Genomic DNA, 25,191 nt, shown 5'->3' with positions numbered 1-25,191 from the left:
TCCTCTTTCCGCTACAATGGCAAGAGAAAGCCAAATGATCAAGCCAGGGGGAAAACACAATGCACAAGAAGACATGGATGTTCGCAAGTCTAATGATCCTATCGCTGCTCATATCCGCATGTGATTCAAACGGAAATTCAGGCGGGTCGGCGAAAGATCCGTCTAACAGCCCCGGAACAACAGGCGAGGAGGCAATGCAGAAGATCGATGAATTGAATGTCGCATTTCTCAGTGTTACCGGTACGCCACCGGATATGAAGGCTGTAGAAGATGAGATTAACAAGATTACTAAGGAAAAAATCAATGTAGCGGTTAATCTGATGCCGATCAATTACGGCGCTTATGCCCAGCAGGTTAACTTAATGCTGACGAGCGCTGAGAAGCTCGATCTGATTGTCGTCGGATCACCGTTCGGATTTAGCTCCCAAGTGTCCAGAGGACAGCTGTTGCCGCTCGATGAGCTGCTGGAGAAGAATGGGGAAAATATTCGCAAGGCGCTAGATCCGCTCTATTTGAACGCCAGTAAGGTAGATGGAAAGGTTTACGGCGTCACGCCTGTGAGAGACTTGGCAACAGCCAACGGATTTACAATGCGCAAGGATCTTGCAGATAAGCATGGAATCGACGCGAGTGCGATTAAAACGCTAGATGATGTAGAAGCAGCGCTCAAAGTCATTAAAGATAATGAACCAGACATCACGCCGCTAATTCCTAGCGGAGCGGGCTTCTCCTTTCTGACCAGCTACAGCTGGAATGATGGACTTAGCAACGGGATGGGCGTGCTGCCCGGCTACGATAATGGTCTGAAGATCGTTAATAGCATCGAGTCTCCAGAATATGTCGCGCTCCTGAAACGGATGAGGAACTGGTATGAGGCGGGTTATACGTTGAAAGATGCAGCAACCAACAAGTCGAGCCAGATCGAATTAATGAAGGCTGACAGAGCTTTTGGTTATCTCTCTAAGCTAAAACCGGGATTTGATGCGCAGGAGTCCAGATCCATCGGCAAGGAAATGATTAGTGCAACCTTGTCTGAGCCTGTATCCATGACAGATCATGTGCTGAACATTATGTGGGGGATTCCGCGTCAAGCCGAGAATCCGGAGGCATCCATGAAATTTCTGGATCTGATGTATGGGGATGCTGAGCTTGTTAATCTGCTGGATTGGGGTATTGAAGGCAAGCATTATGTCAAAGTGTCCGATAATGTCATCAAATATCCAGAAGGCGTCACGATGTTGACGAACGGCTACAATTTAAATATGAGCTGGCTGTTTGGAAACCAGTTCCTCTCTTATGTATTTGAGGGTGAAGACCCGGATATTTGGAAGAAAATGAAGGAATTCAATGAGCAGGCGATTAAATCCAAGGCGATGGGCTTTACGATGAATCCGGAGTCCGTCAAAACAGAAATAGCGGCGGTATCCAACGTTATTGCGCAATATTATCTTGTTCTGGAAACAGGCTCTGTGGACCCGGAAAAGGTTTTGCCGCAATTTAATGAGAAGCTGAAGGCCGCAGGTATCGATAAGGTTATTGCGGATAAGCAGCGCCAGCTGGATGAATGGGCGAAAGTCGAGGGTGTGCAATGAGTCGTAAACTTCATGAATTGCTTAATGGAGAGGAACGGAATTATATTCTTCCGTTCCTCTGGCAGCGCGGAGAAGAAGAGGCGCTCATTCGTGAGGAGCTGGCTCGTATACGGGAAGCGGGCATCCGTGCCGTATGTGTGGAATCCCGTCCCCACCCCGATATGCTTGGTCCACAGTGGTGGAAGGATATGGATATTATTATGGATGAAGCCCGAAAGCATGGCATGCAAATTTGGGTCTTCGATGATGATCACTTTCCGACAGGACACGCAGCAGGCAAGGTGAAGGAAGCGCCGCTGGAACACCAGCGGCAGTTCCTCTCAGAGCGTCGAATTGATGCGCGCGGTCCCGATCCTGAAGCTTCATTCCTGCTGCGACCCTGGTCGGTGCTAGATGGAGCAAGACCTGTCGGTGCTGCTGCAGCTAGGCGTGATCCAGTGACGGGCGAGCTGGATGGGGAGTTTATCGCAATAGATCTCGAAGCTTCTGTGCAAGACGGGGTTCTTTATTGGCCGGTGCCGGAAGGCTACTGGACAATCTGCTTGTTCGTCGTCACCCGGGAAGGCGGGGATGATCGCCGCAAAGATTATTTGAACCCGATCGTTCCGGAATCAACGCAGATTCTAATCGATACAATCTACGAAGCCTATTATGCAAGATATAAGGATGATTTTGGCGTCGCATTCGCAGGTTTCTTCTCGGATGAGCCTGGCTTCTATAACAGCAAAGCATCGTACAATTATGCTTCCGGTCTTGGCGATGCCAAGATGGCCTTGCCGTGGCGTTCCGATTTGCTGGAGCTGCTGGAGGCGGAATACGGTCCGAATCTGCGGCAGCATCTGCCTCTGCTCTGGCATGAGGGAGGACCTCAGACGTCCGCTGTGCGCTACGCCTACATGAACGTAGTGAGCAAACTATACGCGGAGCACTTCAGCGGGCGGATTGGAGACTGGTGCCGAGAACGCGGCGTAGCCTATATCGGCCATCTAATGGAGGACAATAATGTACACGCCAGACTGGGCTGCGGAGCAGGTCATTTCTTCCGTGCGCTGGAGGGGCAAGACATGTCTGGTCTGGATGTCGTGTTATGGCAAATTGTACCAGGGTTTGATGAAATGTCCTTCTCATGGATGGGCGGGGAGACAGACAGCGTCTTTTTCCATTACGGGATGACCAAGCTTGCTGTTTCACTGGGACATATCGACCCCAGGAAGCAAGGAAGAACCTTTTGCGAAATTTTTGGCGCTTACGGCTGGGCGGAAGGGCTGAAGCTGATGAAGTGGCTGACCGACCATATGCTGGTCAGAGGCGTCAATCATTTTGTGCCGCATGCTTTTTCTCAGAAGGAGTTTCCTGACTGGGACTGCCCGCCGCACTTCTATGCCAGAGGCTATAATCCGCAGTTCAGGTATTACCGACTGCTTAATGACTATACGAATCGGGTATGTCACTTGTTGAATGACGGGGAGCATATTGCGAGTGCTGCTGTGTTGTATCATGCTGAGGCCGAATGGTCCGGGGAATACATGCTGTTCCAAGAGCCGGTGAAGCAGTTGATGCAGAGCCAAATCGACTGCGATGTGCTGCCGATCGATATTCTGCTTTCTTCGGATGTTATCGATGGGAAGCTAGCGGTGCACAAAGAACGTTACCGCTGCCTAATGGTACCTTATGCCGAAGCGCTGCCGATTGAATGGCTAGACAAGCTTGCTGAGCTCGCATCATCTGGTTTATCTATTATTTTCATTGACGCATTGCCCGTAAGAGCGAGCCAAGCTGTATCATGCGAGGAAGTGCTGAAGAAGCTAGCGGCATACCCTCAGGTTTCTGTAGTCCCATTGAAGGTGCTGGCAGAGACGCTTATCGGCCGAGGGATGAATGAGCTGGCGCTCCGGGACAAACAGCCTTATCTGCGAGCCTACCAATACCGTCATGACCAATTGGAAGTTCTCATGCTGTTCAATGAGAATCCGGATCAGCCGATTGAGACTGGCATTACGCTGCCAGGCACTGGCGTATGGCTTCGTTATGATGCCTTCGCTAATAAGGCAGATCGCGTAGGGGCAGGAGAAAACTATCAGCTTGAATTGCGATTGAGCGCTTATGAATCACTACTCTTGCTTCGTGTACCGGCTGGAGAAGAGGCGACTCTGCCAGCTCCAATTGGCCAGTGGCAGCGTACGCCACTTGGGACAGATTTGAGCCTGCATTCCAGTGCGGATCGTGTTTTATCCAGACGTCTGGTTGAGCCTGCCGAGTGGCGCATTTCCTTGTCTACGGCCCAAGAATATCCGGCGTTCACACCTTGGGGGATCATGAAGGAACTGCGCAATATGAGCTCGCGCGACCTGTTGCCGAGATTTTCTGGCACGATGAAGTATGAGTGTGTCGTAACCGGTGAATTAACTGGCGTAATAACTGATCCGATATGGCTGGATCTGGGGCGGGTATATGAGACTGCACAGGTCTGGGTCAATGGTCAGGATGCGGGTGTGAAGCTGTGTGCGCCTTATGTATGGAATATCGCTCGCTATTGGAAGCAAGGAGAGAATGAAGTGACTATCGAGGTGACCAATACACTGGCGAAGGATCAGCAGGATTGGTTCTCCAAGTTCGTCCAGCAGGAGCCTTCTGGCTTGCTGGGTCCAGTTAGCATTATGGGTTCATCCGAGATCAGCGAGGGAAGCGGGGAGTAATATGGAACAAACCTATCGGCCCCGCCGGAAGAGCAGCGTGCGCAAGTACTACGTACTGCTGCTCATGATGATACCGGGGCTTGTCTATTTGCTCATCAACAATTATTTGCCGATGTTCGGGCTAATGATCGCCTTCAAGGATTACAATTTTGCGAAGGGACTACTCGGCAGTGATTGGATTGGCCTGAAAAATTTTGAGTATTTATTCAAAACGCAGGATGCGTATATCATTACACGGAACACGATTTTGTACAACTTTTGTTTCATCATCTTGAATACTGCTTTTGCACTGGGTATTGCGATCGCGCTGAATGAAATTCGTAGCCGCTTTATGTCGCGGTTTTACCAGAGTGTATTCCTGTTGCCCCATCTGATATCTATGGTTATCGTGAGTTATTTGGCTTATTCTCTGCTCAGCATGGAGACTGGATTTATTAACAAAACCATGCTTCCCTTTCTGGGGATAGATAGTATTTCATGGTATAGCGAATCGCAATATTGGCCATTCATTCTGACGATTATCAGCTTATGGAAGGGCGCCGGGTTCTTATGCGTCATCTATCTGGCTGCGATCATAGGGATTGATCCCGAATATTATGAGGCAGCAAAACTAGACGGAGCTTCCAAATGGCAGCAAATTCGCAGTATTACTCTTCCATTATTGACTCCGATTATCATTATGATGACCTTGCTGGCTATCGGCAAAATTTTCTATTCTGATTTCGGTTTATTCTATCAAGTTCCACTCGGCTCTGGGGCCTTGAATGATACGACACAGGTTATCGATACCTATGTGTACAGGGCGCTTATGAATTTAGGCGATATTGGAATGTCTTCGGCAGCAGGGCTGTATCAGTCCGTAGTCGGCTTTGTGTTGGTACTGTTATCGAATTACGCGGTGCGCAAATTCAGCAAGGACAGCGCATTGTTCTAAGGCTTGGGACTGGAGTGTAGAAGCATGAAAAAGATCAACAAGGGAATATGGCTGCATCTTCCGATGATGGCTCTGGCGGTAGCCTGCGTGCTGCCGTTCCTGCTGCTTGTTATCTCATCGGTCTCCGATGAGAGCTCAATTCTGCGGCAGGGCTACACCTTTTTTCCGGATCAATTGGGATTGGGCGCTTATAGTTATCTGTGGAATCACTCGGAGCAGCTCGCCCGTGCTTATGGGATCACGGTGTTTATTACGGTCTTCGGTACGGCAACAAGTCTGGTGATGACCGCGATGCTTGCTTACCCGATGTCCAGACAGGAAGTGCCCTTACGTAACGGAATTGCATTTTTTGTATTTTTCACGCTGCTATTCAACGGCGGACTTACACCAACCTACTTGGTCTATGTCCAATATTTCGATATTAAAAACACCATTATGGCCTTGATCATACCAGGCTTGCTCATGAATGGCTTTAATGTGCTTCTTATGCGGACGTTTTTCATGACGACGATCCCCCCGGCTCTAATAGAGGCGGCGCAAATCGACGGATCAGGAGAATTCAAAATATTCTGGAAAATAATTGTGCCGCTATCGATGCCGATCGTAGCTACAGTAGGTTTGATCCAAACGATTATTTACTGGAACGATTGGTTTAATGGGATGATTTACGTGACCGACTCCAGGCTGTTCAGCGTACAGAACATATTGAATAGAATGCTAACGGACATCCAGTTTCTGACGGAAAGCAAGTTTAGTGCTCAGCTAGGCGAGGCTGGAGCTAACTTGCCGAGCATGACGGTGAAGATGGCGATTGCTGTGATCGGTATTCTTCCGATTATGGTGATGTATCCCTTTTTCCAGAAGTATCTTATCAAGGGGATTGCGATCGGCGCAGTGAAGGGGTAATGGTGTATACATTTAAGGTGGGTGAATAGATGGAACAAGTGAAAATAAAGGAATGGCTTTCTCTCATGACATTGGAGGAGAAGGCGAGCATGTGCTCAGGTAAAGATTACTGGAGAACCACTGAGATTCAGAGACTGGGCATTCCCTCTGTTGTCATGATGAACGGACCTCATGGCTTGCGTAGGCTTGATGAGTACGAGGTGAATTTTGATGTGAGCGATTGTGCGCCGGCGACCTGCTTTCCTTCGGCTTCGGCTCTTGCATGCTCCTGGGACCGGGAGTTGCTGGGAGAGATCGGCGCAGCGCTTGGGCAGGAATGCCACGCCGCGGGAGTAGATATTCTGCTCGGCCCTGGCGTAAATCTGAAGCGTTCGCCGCTATGCGGGAGGAATTTTGAATATTTTTCAGAGGATCCTTATCTGTCCGGAGAACTGGCGACAGCTTATATTAATGGCGTTCAGAGCCAGCATGTAGGTACATCGCTGAAGCATTACGCTTGCAATAATAGGGAAGAAAGACGCATGACGACAGATGCGATTGTAGAGGAGCGCGCGCTGCGGGAATTGTACTTGAATTCCTTCGAAATTGCAGTGAAGAACAGCCAGCCGTGGACGGTCATGAGTGCTTACAATCGAGTGAACGGCGTTTATTGTTCAGAGCATCCACACTTATTGAATGAAATTCTAAAGCAAGAGTGGGGGTTCGAAGGTGTAGTCGTATCCGATTGGGGGGCCGTGAATGTACTACCTGAAGGGATTACCACAGGCCTTGATTTAGAGATGCCTTCTAGTGAAGGGTATGGCGTTGCCAGCATTATTCAGGCGGTACGCAGCGGAGCATTGACTGAAGAAGAGCTGGACCTTGCGGTCGAACGCGTACTGCAGCTAGTTGTTCGCGCCGCAAAGCGCACCGGCCAGCCGATAACGTGCGATTACGAGAAGAACCACCAGCTAGCCCGCAGGGCTGCTGCCGATAGTATGGTGCTTCTGAAGAATGAGGGAGAGCTGCTGCCACTCTTAACAGGCCAACAAAAGATTGCCTTGATTGGAGCTATGGCTTTGAATCCAAAAATTCAAGGTGGCGGCAGTTCGAATATGAAGCCGACCAAGGTTGACGACATGATGGAAGCTATCCTGGATAAGGCAGGAGAACTGACGTACGAGCAAGGCTACGATCTAGATAGCGAGCAAATAAGCGAGGAATTGGAACAGAGGGCAGTGGCTGCAGCTAAGGGATCTGAGGTGGCCATCATCGTGGCGGGTCTTCCAGAACGGTGGGAATCAGAAGCATACGACCGACAGCATCTACGACTGCCGGCAAATCAAGAAGCCATCATTCACGCCGTCTCTCAAGTCCAGGGCAAGGTTATTGTCGTACTATGCAATGGTGCACCCCTTGAGATGCCGTGGGCGAAACAGGCGAGTAGCATTATTGAGGCTTACCTGGGCGGTCAGGGATTTGGAGGAGCGTTAGCAGCGGTATTGTATGGTGATGTAAACCCGAGTGGCAAGCTGGCAGAGACCTTTGCAGCTGATATCCGCTGTACGCCGGCGTATCCGGACTTTCCCGGAGCAGGAGATAGAATTGAATATCGGGAAGGGCTGTTCATTGGCTATCGCTACTTCGACAGCAAGCATATCGAGCCGATGTTTCCATTTGGCTATGGCTTAAGCTATACAACTTTCGAGTATAGTCAATTGCGTATAGATAAAAAGGAACTGACGGATGAGGATACGTTGACCGTACGAATGCGTGTCCGTAATACGGGTAACCGATTAGGTAAGGAAACCGTTCAATTATATGTGAAGGATAAGCAGTGCAGATTGATACGTCCAGAGAAGGAACTGAAGGGATTTGCCAAGGTGGAGCTTCAGCCTGGAGAGGAACAGGAGGTCTCCTTTACATTGGACAAACGAGCATTTGCATATTATGACCCTGAGCTTGGCGATTGGCATGCAGAAAGTGGCGATTTTGATATCCTGATTGGTGGATCCTCCAAGCATATTCTGCTTCAAACGACGGTAAATCTGCGTTCATCAGCGGTACTCGTCCAGCGCTATGATCGCCAGTCATCACTCGCAGATTTGATTGCTAATCCTCGTACGGAACCGATTATTCGCCAGCTCACACAAGCGATGTCCGAATCCCGAGACAAACATAGCTCTGAAATGATGGCTGCGTTCATTCGGGAGATGCCGCTTCGTTCCTTGGTAGCGTTCAGCAAAGGCGCCTTTACTGACGAAATGCTGGAACAGCTTCTGGAACATGCTAATGCTGCAGCTGGAGGATCTGAGCCGGTGTCCCAGTAATGGAGAGGCGTGTCCCCTAAAGCTATCGGGTGTTTCATTAAGATGCTGATAGAAAAAGCAAAGCGGCATCCATAGGTTATGAATATGAGCTGATGTAATTTTTTGTTGTCCCACTTTACTTTACAACCTTTTTGATGCTCTATAACGCAAAGTAAAGTCCAGTATTGTGGGACTTTTTTTTTATGAAAACAGAACGTAAGACTCTTTTTTTAATGCGTGACGTATTCGTTTTTAACTGAAAGTCGCACGGAACTCTGTAGGGCTAACTCCCGCATCTTTGCGGAAAAATTTTGTGAAATGATTCGTATCGTCAAAGCCCGTACGGTCGGCGATTTCTTTAATGCTGAGGGAGGTAGTGAGCAGCAATAATTTTGCTCGATCTGCTCGCTTGCGATTGACATATTTCAGCGGTGAAAGGCCAAAGTGTTTCTTGAAAAAGGTAATAAAATAATTAGGATGCAAATGAACAATGCCCGCTAATTCCTCGACACTTACGCTTGTGTGAAGATGTTCATCTACATACGCTTGAATAACGTTCAGTCGATTGATCTCTTCATTCCGATGTTGCAGCATGCGAACGGGTACCTGCTCCAGGTAGGAGGCCAGAAGTTCAAGCATAATGCCATTTCGCCGAATTTGCGTAATGATTTCGGAGTGCCCATCGGGATTCATTAATTGTTGGAATAAATGCTCCATGCGTTGTCTATCTGAAACATCTATGCAGAATGGGACACCGATCCACTGAAATAAATCAAGCGGCCCGGCCTTGATGGAGAAATGACACCAATATTTGAGAAAAGGTTGTCTATCTTCGATGATGGAGAAGCTTTGTGTCGTATGGGCGGGCATGAGGCAAAGTTGTCCAGGTTGGGGGAAGTACTCTTTTTCGCCAATTTTCAGCCATCCCTCTCCCTCTTGAATGAAGTAGAGCTTGTTATAAGTAGGCGTGTAATCGAGCCCTTGCCAATTAGCGCTGCACTGGGTTTGGTGAGCATAAAGAACATTGACTTGAAGCGTGTGAAGCAAATCAATGAGTGCAGCTTCTCCTGGGGATGTTTTCATGTGAATCCACCTATGCTTTATTTTATGGTACAGCGGTACAACTGGACGGTTATGGTTCTATCATATCGTATTATAGAAGGTTTCGGTATGCTTAGTTTTATACTAATCCATCTTAGAATCATACCTGTTCGTTAAGAATAGCCTTGCCTATAATTAAGCTATTATTGCGGAGGAGGTATTGAAGACATGAACCAGAACTTACCGAAGCTATTGACTGACGAGCAGATGCAAACGTTTATTAAAGATGGCGTACTACGGTTGAAAACAGACTTTTCGAACGAATTTCATGCACGTTTGCTGGAACAATTAAATGACGTTTTTGAACATGAGGGCAATCCTGGAAACAATGTTTTACCGCGAATTCGTGAACTAAGAAAGGTGTTTGAGCATCCTGTCATTACAGGCGCGCTTACAAGTGTGCTTGGTCCTAATTACTTGATGCATACCCATCGTCATTGTCATTATAACGCATTGCCTAAGGCTGGGGCTTGGCATAAAGATAGCTACTGGGGATTTGAACGTATGAATAATCATCACCCTTGGTGGGCCATGATTATGTATTTCCCGCAAGATACGCCAATAGAACTGGGGCCGACAGGCGTAATGCCTGGCAGTCACAATTACAGAACACGGACTTTCGTTCAGGATGATACGGAAGAAGAATTGACAGCGAATGGGGAAGCGGGAACATTCGTGCTTATTCATTTTGATATTTGGCACCGTTCAACAAGTAATATGACAAGTCAGCCTCGTTATATGCTGAAGTTTGAATTTATGAGAACAGAAGCTCCAAGTGAGCCTTCATGGGATTATAAAGAAAGTAAATGGCGGATTCCTGCTACGCCAGTTGCGAATCGTGTGCAGCCTGTAGCGATGTGGGAAGATACTTGGAATTGGTTGCGCGGCGAGATTGGAAGTCTCTATGATACAGAACCAGTAAATGAGGAAAAGATAGTTCAACTCGCGAGTCAGTTAGCTGAAGACGATGAACCTGTAGCCTTAAATGCAGCTTACGAATTGGCGCGTTATGGAGATGCGGGAAAGAATGTACTGCTGGAAGCTTTGAGATCGGACAATAAATGGACATCGTTGTGTGCGACTTATGGTTTAACGGCTTGTGGACAACATGCTGCCGAGGGTTTAGGGCCCGTATTGAATGATTCCAGAAAACGTCAGGTGAAGCATGCTGTTTTCGCTTTGGGAGAATTGCAGCATCATGCCGCCCGTTATGTTCCTCAAATTATTTCGTTATTAGACGAAGGTGATGTTAAAGTTCGCCGCACGATAGCAGATGTACTGGGGATGATCGGTGAGCCGGCGAAAGAAACAGTAGAGGGGTTAATTGCCTGTCTGCAGGATGAGGACGATCAGGTTCGTTTCACAGCGGCTCTATCCTTATTACGGCTGAGAGAAGCGGCTGCACCAGCCATTCCTTATCTGGAGGACGCGCTTGAGGACGACAATCGATATGTTCGCGGACATGCTGTAGAGGCGTTGCGTTACATTAATACTGAAGAGGCAAGAGAAGTCCTAATCAATGAATTAATGCAGTCTAGATGGTGTTCAATAACGACGAAGACAAGCACATTCTAGTCTATTTCTGGAAAGCGGTGATCATTAGGAATGTCACATACGACTACGTCTGTGTCAGATGCGATCGTCATGGATATGACGGATCATGTAGCTACTGCTCTACGAGATATGAAAATAGGCGAAGAGGTTCATTACAAGTTGGGAACGACCGTCTTTCAAATACAATTACTCGATGATGTCGCTTTCGGCCATAAGTTTGCTATTCTTGATATTGATGAAGGTTGGATGGTTCGCAAATATGGGGAAATTATCGGTAGAGCGACAGTTCCCATTGCGAAAGGTAAACACGTTCACATCCATAATATCGAAGGTATTCGTGGACGTGGTGACCAGGCTGAAAGGGAGGCTTCCCAATGAGTATGATCATGGGTTACGAAAGATCGAACGGCGAGATAGGCATTCGCAATCATCTGCTTATTATTCCAACTGTCATATGTGCGAATCAAGTATGTAACCGAATTATGCAGATGGTGCCGGGAGCCATCTCGATACCTCATCAGCATGGATGCAGTCAGATCGGGACAGACAAGCAACGCACATTCGATGTTCTGGCAGGAACGGGGAGGAATCCGAATGTAGGTGCTGTCCTTATTATTAGCTTGGGCTGTGAAGTCGTGGATCCCGTAGCTCTCGCGGAAGCGATACGAATGACCGGAAAGCCTGTAGAGATGTTTGACATTCAGTCAATTGGCGGATCAATTAAAGCAATTGCACATGGCGCAGAGCTGGCCAATCGCATGTTGAAGCAGTTAGAGCAGCAGAAGAGAACGCCGGTACCGTTAAGCAAATTGAAAGTAGCTGTGAAATGCGGAGGCTCGGACGCGACTTCCGGTCTTTCCTCGAATCCAGCGCTAGGGTATGCCGCAGACGCATTAATTAACGCAGGCGGCACCATTGTTATAGGTGAGACGACAGAAATTATAGGAGCCGAGCATGTGCTCGCAGAGCGTTGCGTGAATGAGTCTGTCTCGCAGAAGCTGTATGCAATCGTCGAACGATTCGAGAAAGAAGTCGAGCGGATGGGAGCGGATATGAGAGGTGGCAATCCTAGCCCCGGCAATATTGCTGGGGGTCTATCCACAATCGAAGAGAAATCACTGGGATGCATTTGCAAGTGCGGGAGTGCGCTGATCAAGGAAATTATTGAGTATGCCGAGAGTGTTCCCGAGCGTGGCTTGTATTTCATGGATTCTCCTGGCAACGACATCGAATGTGTATCGGGGATGGCTGCCGGCGGTGTGCATATCGTCTGTTTCACAACAGGCAGGGGAACGCCGACTGGGGCGGCTGTCGTGCCCGTTATAAAGATCACCGGCAATCCGCACACATTTAAGTTAATGGAAGATAATATGGATGTAGATGTAAGTGACATGTTGTTCGGCGCGACGAGTCTAGAGCTAGCAGGGGATGCCATTTGGCAGGAAATCCAAGAAGTTGCAGAAGGAAAATGGACAAAAGCGGAAGTGCTTGGTCATCAAGAATTTAGTATTAACCGAATCGGGCCTAGTCTCTGAAGTAATATGATGGCCAATCGTCATGGATCCTTCGGGAAATTATTATGGTCGAGTCACATCATCGAAATTTCGCAGTAATCGCTGTGCCAACTTATTCTCATCGGTTACCAGTTCTTGCATGATCGGTATTTTCATATCTGTATTCGGGTTGTATTTTAGACCCCAGTGCATAATGGCAAATACGACTGGATACAGGTCAAGCGCTTTTTGTGTTGGCCTATACATTGTTTGTGCGCGATTTGTATCTCCTTCAAATTTGATTAGGAGGCCAGCATGAACGAGTGTTTGGAGCCGTGCACTCAATATATTGGTTGATATACCTTCACGTGAAGCTAGAAACTCTCTGTAATATCGTTTGTTGTGTATAAGGACATCACGAAGGATGACCAAACTCCAAGAATCTCCCAAGATATCAAGCGCATATACGATTGGACAGACGGAAGAGGTTCGCTTTTTCATGAACTAATTATATGATTTGTAATTGCATTTTGCAAGTTTGTAGTTGCAATTCGCAAGTACAGAACTTATACTTGCTTTGTAATTTACTTATTCCGAGAGGAGATTGTAAATGAAACAAAACTTCAATACGTCATTTACGGTAGACCGAAGCCCGGAGGAGGTGTTCGGCGCAATCACGAATGTCCGTGGGTGGTGGTCGGAGGATATTGAAGGAAGGACCGATGAGGTCGGGGAGTTCAATTATCACTACCGGGACATCCACCGCTGCGTCATGCGAATCACTGAACTCAATCCTGGCAAGAAGGTGGTATGGCACGTAGTTGATAATTATTTTAACTTTACTGGGGATGAGAAGGAATGGACGGGTACGGATATCGTCTTCGAGATCGAAAGGAAGAGTAATCAAACAGAGGTCCGCTTTACCCATATTGGACTTACCGCTGCGGATGAATGCTACGATGTCTGCTCGGACTCCTGGGGCACCTACATTCGGGGCAGCTTGAGAGATTTAATTACAACAGGAAAGGGAAAGCCCAATCAAAGCGAAAAGCTTGCCGCTAAACATGGAATCGTTTCTACTCAAGAGTAACGGTATTAGAATCATAATGAGATAGCTAAAACTTACAGTTAAACATGAAATACGGTCGGTCAGGATGCTTTATTCCTGACCGACCGTATTCAGTTTTTGGATCAGAAAGGGCGGAGGAAGAAGAAAAGGAGAAACAGAAGCATGACTAATTTACACGCCCGAAAGGAGATCGTTTATTCCTATTTTGTACAGCCTCAGAAGCTGAGTCAGTGGCTTGGCAGATCGGCGAATCTAAATCCCATTTATAGCGGAGGGCTAATTATCGACATGAATGGGAACGATGTCGTTCAGGGTAGTTATAAGCTATTAGACCCATATAACCGTATATGCTTTACTTGGGGCTGGATTGGGAGCGAAGCTCTCCACCCGGCTCTTCAATGGTAGAAATATTTCTGGATGCTCATGATGAGGGTATATGCAGGAATTGTTTGACTCGCACAAGGTGATTTTTGGCGGACCGTTCATCGATGATACGGGGGGAATAGCGATCGTCGAGGTCAATAACGAGGAAGAACATTTATTCTAATATACTTGCGACTGTATGGTACTATAGATATGTATTGAACGGGAAGCGCTTTCCTACTAGCTCAGGTTTATTGAGCAAGTTCCAAGGGACTGGTGGTTGTGACTTGATGATGATACGTTCGCTGACACGAAATGGCATATCCATATTTATGAAGGTGGTCCTGACATTGCTGGTGTTATGGATCCCCCTGACTTCGCTGACTCTGGCGCTGAATCGGATGGGCGGGGCGAGTATTAGCGATGAAATTACGAAGTCCGTCGAAAGCCGGGACGCCTTCTATATGCAGTCGCTGGAGACGGGGCTTTCTGTCGTGGTGCAGTTGTTTCACGAATTTGCGGTCGATGAGGATTTGCTGGAGCTGGGCATCTCGGTAGAGCACATCGAACCTAGCAACTTTACGGATAAAGTGAAAGCCATACAGAGGCGTCTCCAGTTATTAAAAGGCTCAAGCCCATATGTGAGTGAAGCGACCGTATTCCTTCCACTCATGAATCGAACGATAACCACTACAGATTACCAAACCTCGCTTACATCAGAAGTATACGATATTCTAAAGGGAAATTTTAATCCTAGCCGGCTCATTATGCATGATGGCCGCTTATATATGAGCACGCGGTTTCCGGGTCATCTCATTTCCGAGCGCGAACCTGTTTTTGTCATCGCTGTCGAGCTGTCGCAGTCCGTTATTCAACATACATTGCGCAACATTGTGAGCCAGGAGCAAGGCAACTCCGTACTGCTTGGACTTGACGATGATTGGAGCATCTCGAATGAGCGGGACGAAGAGCTTCTGCAACGGTTAAAAGTGGTGATCGACAGTCAGGAAGAGGAAGGTCTCACGCATGCATCCGGCATGCTGCCGCTTGAACTGGACCGAACCACCTATATGGTCTCCTACACGAGATCGGAATTGTTGGGCACTTCGCTACTGGTCTACGTTCTCGAAGAGAAGATCATCGGTTCGCTAAAAAGCTATGAGAGATGGACTTGGGGTCTGCTTGTCTTCTCTGTAGTGATCATTTTTCTGCTCGCCTACTCATTATATAGAATTATTCATCACCCCTTGCGCAAGCTCGTATCGGCGTTTCGCAGAGTGGAGGACGGCAAGCTGTTAACTATCGATGTAGACGCCAGGCGGGATGAATTCAATTATTTGTATCATCGCTTTAACAGCATGGTGTCCAAGCTGGACGTGCTCATTCACGAAGTGTACGAGAAGGAAATCCGCAATCAGCGATCAGAGCTGAAGCAGCTTCAGTCACAAATCAATCCGCATTTTTTGTACAACTGCTTCTTTAGTTTGAATCGGCTAATCAAGGAATGTAACAACGAGGAGGCTTACCAGTTCGTCTTGTATCTCGGCAATTACTTTCGATTTATTACCCGGGATATGGCGGATCAAATTCCGCTGGCGAAGGAAATGGAGCATGCGCGGGCGTATGTGCAAATACATTCCGTATTATACGGGCCATACGTAGATATAGAGTTTGATCCGCTGGATGAAGCATACAACGATCTATCCGTGCCGAGGCTTATCGTGCAACCTGTTATTGAAAACGCTTTTAAGCATGCGTATGGCGCACTTGCCTCTGGAGGAGAATTGTTAGTGCACACGGTTGTGGAAGAAGGTTATCTACACATTATGATAGAGGACAATGGCAATACCCTAACCGATCGTGACATCGAAGCCATGAGCGCAAGGCTGGCCGGCGCCCGCAACCATTCACAGGAAACGACGGGGCTGATCAACGTGCATCGCAGAATTGAGCTCATGTTCGGCCCGGGAAGCGGCATTGTTCCAAGCAGATCACAGCTCGGCGGTTTGTGTGTGTCTATCAAATTCAAACTTTAAAGCATAAGAGAAATGAGGGGTGCACCATGTACCGGATTCTGATCGTGGATGATTTGCCGATTATTGTGGATGGTATCGTATCGCTGCTTCGCAGGCAACTCAAGGATGAGGTTGAGCTGTACAAAGCCTACTCGGCTTATAAGGCGCTAGATCTGATGAACAGGACGAATATGGACATTGTTCTGTCTGACATCAAGATGCCCGGAATGGAAGGGATTGAGCTGCTGGGCGAGATTCGGACTAGCTGGCCGTCCTGCAAAGTTATCTTTCTGACCAGCTACGAAGATTTCGGTTATGCCAAAAATGCGTTATCCGGAGGCGGCTTCGATTATATTCTGAAGACCGAGAGCGACGATATGATCGTTCAAGCGGTGCAGAAGGCGATGGCTAAATTGGAGAGCGAGAATGAAACGTCCAGGATGCTGGAGCTGGCCGAGCAGCAGACGAAACGGGCGGGTTCTGTGCTGAGGCAAGCGCTGCTGAGAGAGGTTGTGCTTGGTGAACTGGCTTTGTCGACGGAGGAAATGCGCAAGAAATTTCGCGAGGCTCAGCTTGGCTTATCGGTGGAACAGCCGGTCTGCTTGCTGCTCGGACGGATTGATGCTTGGGAAGGCATTGCCCTATCGGAACGGCGGACTTCGATGGAAGCGATGCAAGCGATGGTGGAGGAGCATTTCGCTGGCGTTGTAGAGCTGACTTCCTTTACTTATGACGAATCGAATCTGTTATGGTTGTTTCCGCTGTGTGAAGATATGCCCAGTGTTGGGGTTGAGAGGGAATCATTGGAACGGATTCAGCAGACTTGCAGAGCATCGCTCCGCTTGCCCGTATCGTTCCTGATCACGCAATCGCCGGTGAACTGGCCGGAGGTGCCCAAAGCATTCGCCGCATTGCAGTTTCTGTTGCTTGGTCAAGAAGAAATGTGCCGGGAGGTTGACTTAACGGACACGATGACCAGCGTCACGACAGGATCGGAAGTGGATTGGGATCAATCGAAGCTGCATAGCCAGAAACTGAAGAAAATCGAATTGCTGGGCCATTACTTGGAAAGAGGCGAGCGGGAACAGTTCGATAAGCTGTTCTCCGAAATTATGTCCGACGCTGCCGGAGGGAGCCGGAAAGGCTTCCGGAAGCTGGAGGTGTATCATGCGCTGGCTGCCGTCTTCCTGTCTTATCTGAACGTCCATCCGCACGATGTGAACAAGCTGGCCCAATACGGACTTGAGATGCTGACGCATGTCGATTCCGGGAGGTCCTGGGAGGAAATAGAGGAATACTTCGCAGGCCTGGCACAGCTATTGTTGCAATGTGCGGAAACGTCCGAATCTGATGATGGACATGACATTGTCCGTTGGATTAACCAGTACATCGACACCCATCTAATGGATGACCTGTCCTTGTCGCGACTGGCGGAATTGGTCCATCTGAATCCGTCATACTTGTCACGTCTGTACAAGTATTCCAGCGGGATCGGCATATCGGATTATATCACGCTGGCGCGCATTAACAAATCGAAGGAGCTGCTTCTGAACTCTTCGCACAAAATTTATGAAATAGCTGAGATGGTCGGCTACCAATCGAGGCTGTCCTTTATTCGATTCTTCAAGAAGCATGTTCATGTCACACCTCAAGAATACCGCGGACGCAAAGCAGTACAAGGATAAATAATAGCATACCGCTCCCCTTAGGCCAGGTGAGCGGTATGAAGCGGAAGAGCTATTCATCTGAAAATTTGATCACCAGCGGTCTTAACGTCGAACAGGCTATCGGGCAAACCCACCTGAACTTGTCATTGTCCAATGGATGCCAGTACGGTTCGGGCAATGAGGTCCAGTCGCCATGATCATTCAAGTATGCCGCGCGCCGCTTTCTCCACGTAGAGTCCACTACAAAGGATGGGCGGGAGGCGGTATCCATGCCCATGTTGATGATGGCGGCCAGCTTATTGCCGGCAGCGTTCTCCTCCTTCGCGATGATGAACAGGTTGGGATCTTTCTCAGCGAAGATGGGCAAGCTGCGGCCGCCGAGCCATTCGATGATGCCCCGGAACTGCTGCTTCCGCTTGTAATTATGCACCGCGGCGAACCACTGGAGTTGCAAGTTGAAAGCTATGATGGCCACCCGGCCTCCCAAGCGATTCGTATACATGACGGCGGAAGCGCTCACCGGCTTCTCATAATCATTCACGAATTCCGACAGGACGATGCTGTCGTGCCCGGGAATCAGCTTGTACAGGCCTTGGCTATAAGCCGTATTGCCAGTTAAATTGGTATGGTACATGGCCGTTCCTGCCGTATGATCGTTCCACAGATTTCGCTCGGTCAGTTTCTCATGGGCGATAGAGGCTCGTTCATTCTCTTCGAATCCCGCCATTTCGACTCCCAGCAAATCACTGTATCCGGCCTGGCTCAGATGGCAGGCAGCTGCCCCATCCAGGAATACGCCGCCTTGAAGCAGCCGGGTAATCTCTTGTTCGCTCATATCGAGCACGTCCTCCCCGCAGGCCATGACGGGCCCTTCGCCTGTTCCGGGAGTATAAGGGATGCCCATGCTGCCAAGCGCAGCCACCCAGGCGGGGGCGTTGACGACAGGTGCTCTCACTCCTTCGATGGGCCGAAAAACATGCGATTGCGGACGATACAAAATCCGAGGTCCAACGAATTGATAATGCTGCGTGGCGCGTCTCAGTTCCGTGAAAAATGGTCTGCTGTCTCTAATCATCGCTATGTAAGCAGGTTCCTCCAGCGGACCGTCTGTATATTGGGTGATATAGGACAGAGAGCCATCCAGACCGTACAGCATGGAAATCGCTATTAACGCGCGAAGTTTGACGGCGGAAAAGAAAAACCGGGTATGCGGGAAGGTGTCTGATTCATGAATCAGCTCTATGTCTCTATCCAGCACTTGCTTGGAGTACAGCATATGGAACGTGATTCTAGGCAGGTTTTGGGCAGCGTCGCTATTGTATTCCGTCCCGAATAATCGAATGAGAGGCCGGGTGCTGCCGGCCAATGCCCTGGCTACCGGACCGGTCATCATGCCGTCAAAATCGCTTACTCCTGGTTGGCACAACGCCATTCTGGTGTCCGGGGCGATGGTATCCACTGCCGCCCGAAGGCGTTCCGACAGCTCCACCAGGGAATCCTTCATGAGCTCTGCCCATAAGGTACGGTATTGGACAGCGAGATCGCCGCCTTGACGAAACAGCTCTTCCAATTGCTCTCTCGTCATTTTGCGGCCCGTCTTGGCCTCGAAGCGCTGCAAGTGCTTTGGACAGAAGCAGCCGAAGCCGACGACATCATGATTGCTCATCTGATAGTCATCCTCGAAGAAGATAACGGGGGGCCGGCCTCTGCTGACGACAGCCTGCAGATAGTCGCAGTATTGCGTCTGGAAATTGCTGTCCAGCGGACAGTTCGCTTTCCTGGACAAGGCGCCGTCAATACCGACTACTTTTTGGAAATAGTAGGGACTTTCGCTTTCCACAACCTTTTGCGGTCCCACCCGCAAGCTGGGCGCGCACCACCATCCCACCTCGATATCGTCAGCGGCCAACGTTTCGCGAATTTCTCTTAACATATCTCCGAAATTCTCGTAAGCTTCGAGCGCATGCAGCTCCTTCGCTTCTCCGTACCAATAGGGAAACACCAGCACGAACCTGCGGATGCCCGCTTCATATTTCATGCGACGAAGCGCTTGCAGCATGTCTCGCCGCTTCTCCTTGGCAAAGAAGAACGGTACGATCGGATCGAATTGAAATGTGGATGTCGACAATAATAAAACCGCCTTTCTACGTAGGATAAAAACAAGTATAGGTTCATTCAAAAATAGAACACAAGATGCATAATCGTACCTTTGTTACATCTATTTACTTATTTAGCAAGCGCTTTCTTAAGGGCTTGGAAACGTGTAAACAGATGTAACGCAATGTCATGATATGAATCTTACGGGCCTTTGGAACGCCCTTTATACTGTAACTACATCGGCTTCACACCGGTGAATCTATCAACTTGAGGGGGAAGGGTATTGAAAAGTATAGGAAGATCAATCACGCTATGCTGCCTGGCTGCGATTCTGCTATTGGTAGCAGCCTGCAGCGGCACGGGGACGCCAGCACCTGAGCCGTCATCCGGCTCCAATTCAACGAATGAGTCGAAGCAGGATCAGGGCTCGCAGCAATCGGATCAAAGCGCGGAGAAGCCGGGGCCATTCACGAAATATGACCCCCCGATCACAGTTACGACGGTTCGGGGCATTAGCAACAAGCAGTATTTCGATCCAGGGGAAACGATTGATAACAACGCAATATATGATTATTACAAGGAAAGGCTCGGCATTGAGATCAAGAACGATTGGACGGTGACGGATTATGATCAGAAGATCAAGATCAGCATTGCTTCCAACAATCTGCCGGACTTCTATAACGTCAAAGCAACCGATCTGCAGCAGCTGATCGATTCCGACATGATTATGGATATTACGGAATTATGGGAACAGTACGCTTCCGAGGATACGAAGAATGAGATGACGAAGGACGGCGGCATGCAGATGAAGACGGCCACGTTCAACGACAAGCTGATGGCCATTCCGCAGACGAACAGTCCGTACAGCGGGGCAAACTTCATCTATGTGCGGACCGACTGGCTGAAGGAAATGAACCTGCCGGAGCCCAAGACGATGCAGGATGTGCTTACTATAGCCGAAGCGTTCTCGAAGCGGAATGCCGATGGCAAAAAAACGTACGGGCTCGCGATAGACAAAGACTTGAACATGCTTACAGGCTTTCTCAACGGATTCCATGCTCACACGAAAATCTGGAAGAAAGATGAGTCCGGCAACCTTGTCTACGGCAGTATACAGCCGGAAGTGAAAGCCGCGCTGAAACAGCTGCAGGATATGTTCAAGGCAGGACAAATCGATCCGGAATTCGCTGTTAAGAATGGGTCAAAAGTAGCGGAGATGTACGGTTCCGAGCAATTAGGCCTTGTATATGGCGCGTTCTGGTATACGTTAAGCATCCAGAAACCGTTGGTGAAGGACGGTAAAATGACGGCCGAGTGGAAAAGCTATCAGATCGCTTCCATTGACGATAAGCCCGCGCAAAATCAAGCCACATACAGAGTACCGTCTTATTATGTGATCAATAAAAATGCCAAGCATCCGGAAGCGGCTATCAAGCTGCTCAATGTATGGATGGAAAATCAGATCAAGCCGGATGAATCGAATTCGATTCTTGTCTTTGGCAAAGACCGAAAAAACAAAGGTGAGTTCTTCTATACGCTTAATCCGATCATGGCCAATCTGCAGGATTATCATATCATCACCGGTGAGCTTCTTCCGAAAGCGCTGAAGAACAACGATCCTTCCATTCTTGGCAGCAGTATGGACCGTATCGCCAGATATGAGGGCGCCCAAGCCTATTTGAACGGGGACGGGAATATGTGGTATCAGTGGATGGTTGCGAAGGAAGGCGGCACGATGGCTCATCTGAAGGAAGCCTATGAGAACAATTTATATGTTTTTGACGAGTTTGTAGGCGCTCCCACACCAACGATGTCGGAACGGATGGCTTTGTTGCAGACGAAGGAGAACGAGACGTTCACCAAGATTATTCTCGGAGGACTTCCAATTGAAGCGTTCGACACGTTTGTGGAGGAATGGAGAAGTCTTGGCGGCGATAAGATCACTGAGGAAGTTAACGAATGGTACAAAAGCCGGAAGTAATAAAAGTATGGGAGTAGAGGAACATGCTATCGGATTTTAAACGGAATTGGGTCCTGCATCTGATGGTCTTGCCAGGTTTTCTACTGGTCCTGTTGTTTCACTACGGTCCGATGGCAGGCGCAATGATTGCTTTCAAGAAGTACTTGCCATCCAAAGGGATATTGGGATCCCCTTGGATCGGTTTGGACAATTTCAAATACATGCTGTTGATGCCGGAAGCCTCGCGTGTGTTAATGAACACGTTGATCATTGCAGCGATGAAGATCGTTGTCGGTTTGGTCGTACCTATTGTCGTGGCCATTTTGCTGAACGAGATTCGAAAATCGTTTTTCAAACGCGTTTTTCAAACGCTTGTCTATTTGCCGCATTTTTTGTCATGGGTCATTCTGAGCGGCATTCTTATTGATCTGCTGTCACCGAACAGCGGACTGATCAATCAGGTATTGAAGGCGGCTGGAATCGAACCGATTTTTTTCCTGGGCGATAACGATTGGTTTCGATTCACGCTGGTGACGACTGATGTATGGAAGGATTTCGGATTCGGCACGATCGTATATTTGGCTGCGCTTACAAGCATTAATCCTGTGCTCTATGAAGCTGCTGTCATAGACGGGGCCAACCGTTGGCGGCAGACCTGGCACGTCACGCTGCCGGGCATGATTCCGATCATCGTCCTGCTGGCGACGTTAAGTCTCGGCAACGTGCTCAATGCCGGATTCGATCAAGTGTTCAATTTGTACAATACGCTTGTATACGAATCCGGAGATATTATTGATACATTTGTCTATCGGCTAGGCCTGCAGCAAGTGCAATACGGTGTAGCATCCGCAGTCGGGCTTCTCAAGTCCGTAGTGTCCTTTGTGATGATCACCGCTTCCTATTACTTGGCCTACCGCTTCGCTAATTACAGAATTTTTTGAAATATGGCTAATGACAGGAGGAACTGGACAGATGGTTCAACAGGCGTCGCTCGGCCATCGAGTGTTCACCATGTTCAATTACACCTTTTTAACCGTGCTCGCCTTCAGTTGTATATTTCCGATCATACATTTGCTGGCGGTATCCTTCAGCTCCGCATCGGCGGTGGCGTCTGGTGAAGTCGCTTTGCTGCCCGTAGATTTCACTGTCGTATCTTACCTGTACGTATTCGGGAATTCGGAGTTTTGGCAAGCGTTTCTCGTATCGGTGGAACGGGTGTTGCTAGGGATGGTTATCAATATGCTTCTGACCGTACTGCTCGCTTATCCATTATCGAAGGAAGTGCAGCAATTCCGATGGAGAACGATCTATGCCTGGTTCTTTGTATTCACCATGCTCTTCAGCGGGGGGCTCATCCCTTGGTATATGGTTATCAACGAGCTTGGACTGCTGGATTCCATCTGGGCGCTTGTCATGCCCGCTGCCGTTCCGGTGTTTAACGTTATTCTGATGTTGAATTTTTTCCGCGGGCTGCCGAAGGAGCTGGATGAATCGGCGAAGATCGATGGAGCGGGACATTGGACGATTATGTGGCGCATCGTGCTGCCCTTATCGCTGCCGAGTCTGGCGACTGTCCTTCTATTCACGATAGTAGGCCACTGGAACAGCTGGTTCGACGGGCTTATTCTGATGAACGATCCGGGCAATTACCCATTGCAGAGCTACTTGCGTACGGTCGTCGTGGAGTCCGATGTTCAATTCATGAGCGATATGGATATCGAGATGCAATTGTTGCTGTCGGATCGAACGAACCGGGCCACGCAAGTCTTTATCGCCATGCTGCCGATTCTGGCCGTGTATCCGCTGCTGCAGCGTTTCTTTGTGAAAGGCATCGTGCTGGGCAGCGTCAAGGAATGAACGTATAACTTATGAATGAACTGGGAGTGGAAGAAGATGACGGACTTCAGTCAGTTGTATTATTACCAGCGAGATGATCAGAGTGATGAGCCAAATCCGGTAACAGCGGATTTGTGCATATACGGCGGCACGCCTGCGGGAGTAGCCGCCGCAATCCAGGGCCGCCGGATGGGACTTCGGGTCGTGATCGCCGAATTCAGCCGCAATATCGGAGGGATTACGGCAAGCGGTCTCGGCGCGACAGATTTTGGTCGCAAATCGGCCATTGGCGGAATCGCCCGCGAGTTTTATATGAAGCTCGGCGCCATGTATGATCCGCAAGATGGCGACGGCACTTCCTGGCATTTCGCGCCAAGCGTCGCGCAGAACATATTCAACGAATGGCTGGCGCAGGAAGACGTTCCCGTCTACTTCGAGCAGCACCTGGCCAGTGTGGAATCGGTGAGCGGCAAGATTAGCGCCATGACGATGGAGAATGGGCAAGTGTTCAAGGCACGAATGTTCATCGACGCTTCGTATGAAGGGGATTTGATGGCGCGCGCCGGCGTCTCCTACACGGTAGGGCGGGAAGGGAACAGCAAGTATGGAGAGACGCGCAACGGAATTCAGTTTGGCTCGCCGTACCACATGTTCAACACCCGAATCGATCCGTACATGATCGAAGGCAAACCTGATAGCGGCTTGCTGTCCGGGATCGCGGACATTGAGCCCGGTGTACAAGGGCAAGGCGATCACTCCATTCAGGCGTATAACTTTCGTATTTGCCTGACGGATGTGCCGGGCAACCGGGTAGCTTTTCCCGAGCCTCCCGGCTATGATCCGCAGCAATTCGAGCTGCTGTCCCGGTATATCCGCTCCGGCATTTGGGATGCGATGCGGCTGCATGTAAGAATGCCGAACGGGAAGACGGATTTGAACAATTTCGGAGCAGTGAGCACCGATTATATCGGAGCCAATCATGCTTGGCCGGATGCGGATTACGCGACAAGGGAGAAGCTATTCCAAGACCATGTGAGGTACAACCTGGGGATGCTGTATTTTCTCGCTAATGATGACAGCGTTCCGGCACATGTTCGCGAGGAGGTTGGGCAGTGGGGCTTGCCCGCCGATGAATTTACGGACACGGCGAACTGGCCGCATCAGCTCTATATCAGGGAAGCGCGCCGGATGGTCGCCGAGGAAGTGATGACCGAGCTGCATTGTCGCGGACTGCGCGTAGCAGAGGATTCGATCGGTCTGGCCTCTTATATGATGGATTCCCACAATTGCCGCCGCCTTGTGATTAATGGCGCGTGTGTGAACGAAGGCGATGTGGAGATTAAGATCGAGGCTCCCTATCCGGTCTCATACCGCGCCATCGTGCCCAAGGGAGAGCAATGTCAGAATCTCCTGGTGCCCGTGTGCTTGTCGGCATCCCATATCGCTTACGGCTCGATCCGGATGGAGCCGGTGTTCATGGTGCTTGGCCAAGCTGCAGCTACGGCTGCGGCCATTGCACTCGAAGAAGACCGGGCCGTCCAGGATATTGAATACGGGCAACTCAGGGAGTGCCTGCTTAAGGACGGACAAGTGCTTTGATTCAGTATTTTCCTACGAATA

19 protein-coding genes are annotated in these 25,191 nt (G+C 49.1%); 16 read left to right on the top strand and 3 right to left on the bottom strand.

Annotated features, from left to right (window positions below; translation table 11 throughout):
• Positions 1–59 precede the first annotated feature (59 nt).
• From M6D81_RS25370 to M6D81_RS25350, 5 genes are read left to right on the top strand one after another with little or no spacing between them, the layout of a single operon-like run.
• Entirely contained in the window at positions 60–1,592 is a 1,533-nt protein-coding gene (locus tag M6D81_RS25370; protein ID WP_262679967.1) for an ABC transporter substrate-binding protein, read from the top strand.
• Complete coding sequence (locus tag M6D81_RS25365; protein ID WP_262679966.1) at positions 1,589–4,288, top strand: glycosylhydrolase-like jelly roll fold domain-containing protein; 2,700 nt, start codon at positions 1,589–1,591, stop codon at positions 4,286–4,288. The genes M6D81_RS25370 and M6D81_RS25365 overlap by 4 nt, the downstream gene beginning before the upstream one ends.
• A 1-nt stretch (position 4,289) precedes the next feature.
• Positions 4,290–5,222, top strand: coding sequence for an ABC transporter permease (locus tag M6D81_RS25360; RefSeq protein WP_262679965.1), 933 nt, complete (start codon positions 4,290–4,292; stop codon positions 5,220–5,222).
• A gap of 24 nt (positions 5,223–5,246) precedes the next feature.
• On the top strand, positions 5,247–6,128 hold the full coding sequence (locus tag M6D81_RS25355) for a carbohydrate ABC transporter permease (protein ID WP_262679964.1): 882 nt from the start codon (positions 5,247–5,249) through the stop codon (positions 6,126–6,128).
• A gap of 29 nt (positions 6,129–6,157) precedes the next feature.
• Positions 6,158–8,437, top strand: a complete 2,280-nt coding sequence (locus M6D81_RS25350; protein ID WP_262679963.1) for a glycoside hydrolase family 3 C-terminal domain-containing protein — start codon at positions 6,158–6,160, stop codon at positions 8,435–8,437.
• A 231-nt stretch (positions 8,438–8,668) separates the two neighbouring features.
• Here the strand turns inward: M6D81_RS25350 and M6D81_RS25345 are convergent, their stop codons facing one another.
• Positions 8,669–9,499, bottom strand: coding sequence for an AraC family transcriptional regulator (locus M6D81_RS25345; RefSeq protein ID WP_262679962.1), 831 nt, complete (start codon positions 9,497–9,499; stop codon positions 8,669–8,671).
• A gap of 186 nt (positions 9,500–9,685) precedes the next feature.
• Here M6D81_RS25345 and M6D81_RS25340 point away from each other — a divergent pair, with 186 nt between their 5' ends.
• The 3 genes from M6D81_RS25340 (at position 9,686) to M6D81_RS25330 (ending at position 12,606) form a co-directional block, all read left to right on the top strand.
• Positions 9,686–11,092: a HEAT repeat domain-containing protein gene (locus tag M6D81_RS25340; RefSeq protein WP_262679961.1), complete on the top strand. Its 1,407-nt coding sequence runs from the start codon at positions 9,686–9,688 to the stop codon at positions 11,090–11,092.
• 69 nt (positions 11,093–11,161) lie between these two features.
• Positions 11,162–11,449 (top strand): UxaA family hydrolase, encoded by a 288-nt coding sequence (locus tag M6D81_RS25335; protein ID WP_262679960.1) that lies wholly within the window; start codon positions 11,162–11,164, stop codon positions 11,447–11,449.
• Positions 11,446–12,606 (top strand): UxaA family hydrolase, encoded by a 1,161-nt coding sequence (locus M6D81_RS25330; protein ID WP_262679959.1) that lies wholly within the window; start codon positions 11,446–11,448, stop codon positions 12,604–12,606. Before M6D81_RS25335 ends, M6D81_RS25330 begins: the two co-directional genes overlap by 4 nt.
• 42 nt (positions 12,607–12,648) lie before the next feature.
• Here the strand turns inward: M6D81_RS25330 and M6D81_RS31915 are convergent, their stop codons facing one another.
• Positions 12,649–13,065, bottom strand: coding sequence for a winged helix-turn-helix transcriptional regulator (locus M6D81_RS31915; protein ID WP_410795793.1), 417 nt, complete (start codon positions 13,063–13,065; stop codon positions 12,649–12,651).
• Positions 13,066–13,174: 109 nt separating this feature from the next.
• Here M6D81_RS31915 and M6D81_RS25325 point away from each other — a divergent pair, with 109 nt between their 5' ends.
• The 4 genes from M6D81_RS25325 to M6D81_RS25315 all read left to right on the top strand — a co-directional run bounded on the left by M6D81_RS25325 (position 13,175) and on the right by M6D81_RS25315 (position 17,696).
• Complete coding sequence (locus M6D81_RS25325; protein WP_262679958.1) at positions 13,175–13,654, top strand: SRPBCC family protein; 480 nt, start codon at positions 13,175–13,177, stop codon at positions 13,652–13,654.
• A gap of 415 nt (positions 13,655–14,069) precedes the next feature.
• Positions 14,070–14,180: a YciI family protein gene (locus M6D81_RS32005; protein WP_486187839.1), complete on the top strand. Its 111-nt coding sequence runs from the start codon at positions 14,070–14,072 to the stop codon at positions 14,178–14,180.
• 172 nt (positions 14,181–14,352) lie between these two features.
• A complete protein-coding gene (locus M6D81_RS25320; RefSeq protein ID WP_262679973.1) occupies positions 14,353–16,032 on the top strand; it encodes a sensor histidine kinase in 1,680 nt (559 codons plus the stop codon).
• A 26-nt stretch (positions 16,033–16,058) separates the two neighbouring features.
• A complete protein-coding gene (locus M6D81_RS25315; RefSeq protein WP_262679957.1) occupies positions 16,059–17,696 on the top strand; it encodes a response regulator in 1,638 nt (545 codons plus the stop codon).
• Positions 17,697–17,748: 52 nt separating this feature from the next.
• Here M6D81_RS25315 and M6D81_RS25310 read toward each other — a convergent pair whose 3' ends face one another.
• On the bottom strand, positions 17,749–19,806 hold the full coding sequence (locus M6D81_RS25310; RefSeq protein ID WP_262679956.1) for a hypothetical protein: 2,058 nt from the start codon (positions 19,804–19,806) through the stop codon (positions 17,749–17,751).
• 252 nt (positions 19,807–20,058) lie between these two features.
• Between M6D81_RS25310 and M6D81_RS25305 the strand changes: the two genes are divergently transcribed.
• Genes M6D81_RS25305 through M6D81_RS25290 form a run of 4 tightly spaced genes read left to right on the top strand, consistent with a single transcriptional unit; the run spans position 20,059 to position 25,170 of the window.
• A complete protein-coding gene (locus M6D81_RS25305) occupies positions 20,059–21,756 on the top strand; it encodes an extracellular solute-binding protein (protein ID WP_262679955.1) in 1,698 nt (565 codons plus the stop codon).
• Between the two features lie 23 nt (positions 21,757–21,779).
• Entirely contained in the window at positions 21,780–22,676 is an 897-nt protein-coding gene (locus M6D81_RS25300; RefSeq protein ID WP_262679954.1) for an ABC transporter permease, read from the top strand.
• 31 nt (positions 22,677–22,707) lie between these two features.
• Entirely contained in the window at positions 22,708–23,592 is an 885-nt protein-coding gene (locus tag M6D81_RS25295; RefSeq protein WP_262679953.1) for a carbohydrate ABC transporter permease, read from the top strand.
• 36 nt (positions 23,593–23,628) lie between these two features.
• Positions 23,629–25,170 carry an FAD-dependent oxidoreductase gene (locus tag M6D81_RS25290; RefSeq protein WP_262679952.1) on the top strand — a complete coding sequence of 514 codons (1,542 nt, stop codon included), beginning with the start codon at positions 23,629–23,631 and terminating at the stop codon, positions 25,168–25,170.
• The last annotated feature ends 21 nt before the right edge of the window (positions 25,171–25,191 follow it).

The sequence above is a fragment of the Paenibacillus sp. J5C2022 genome (genome assembly GCF_025567625.1).
Lineage (GTDB): Bacteria > Bacillota > Bacilli > Paenibacillales > Paenibacillaceae > Pristimantibacillus.
The sequence above is the reverse complement of the archived record's forward strand: the minus strand, read 5'-3'. Positions and strand labels throughout refer to the sequence as shown.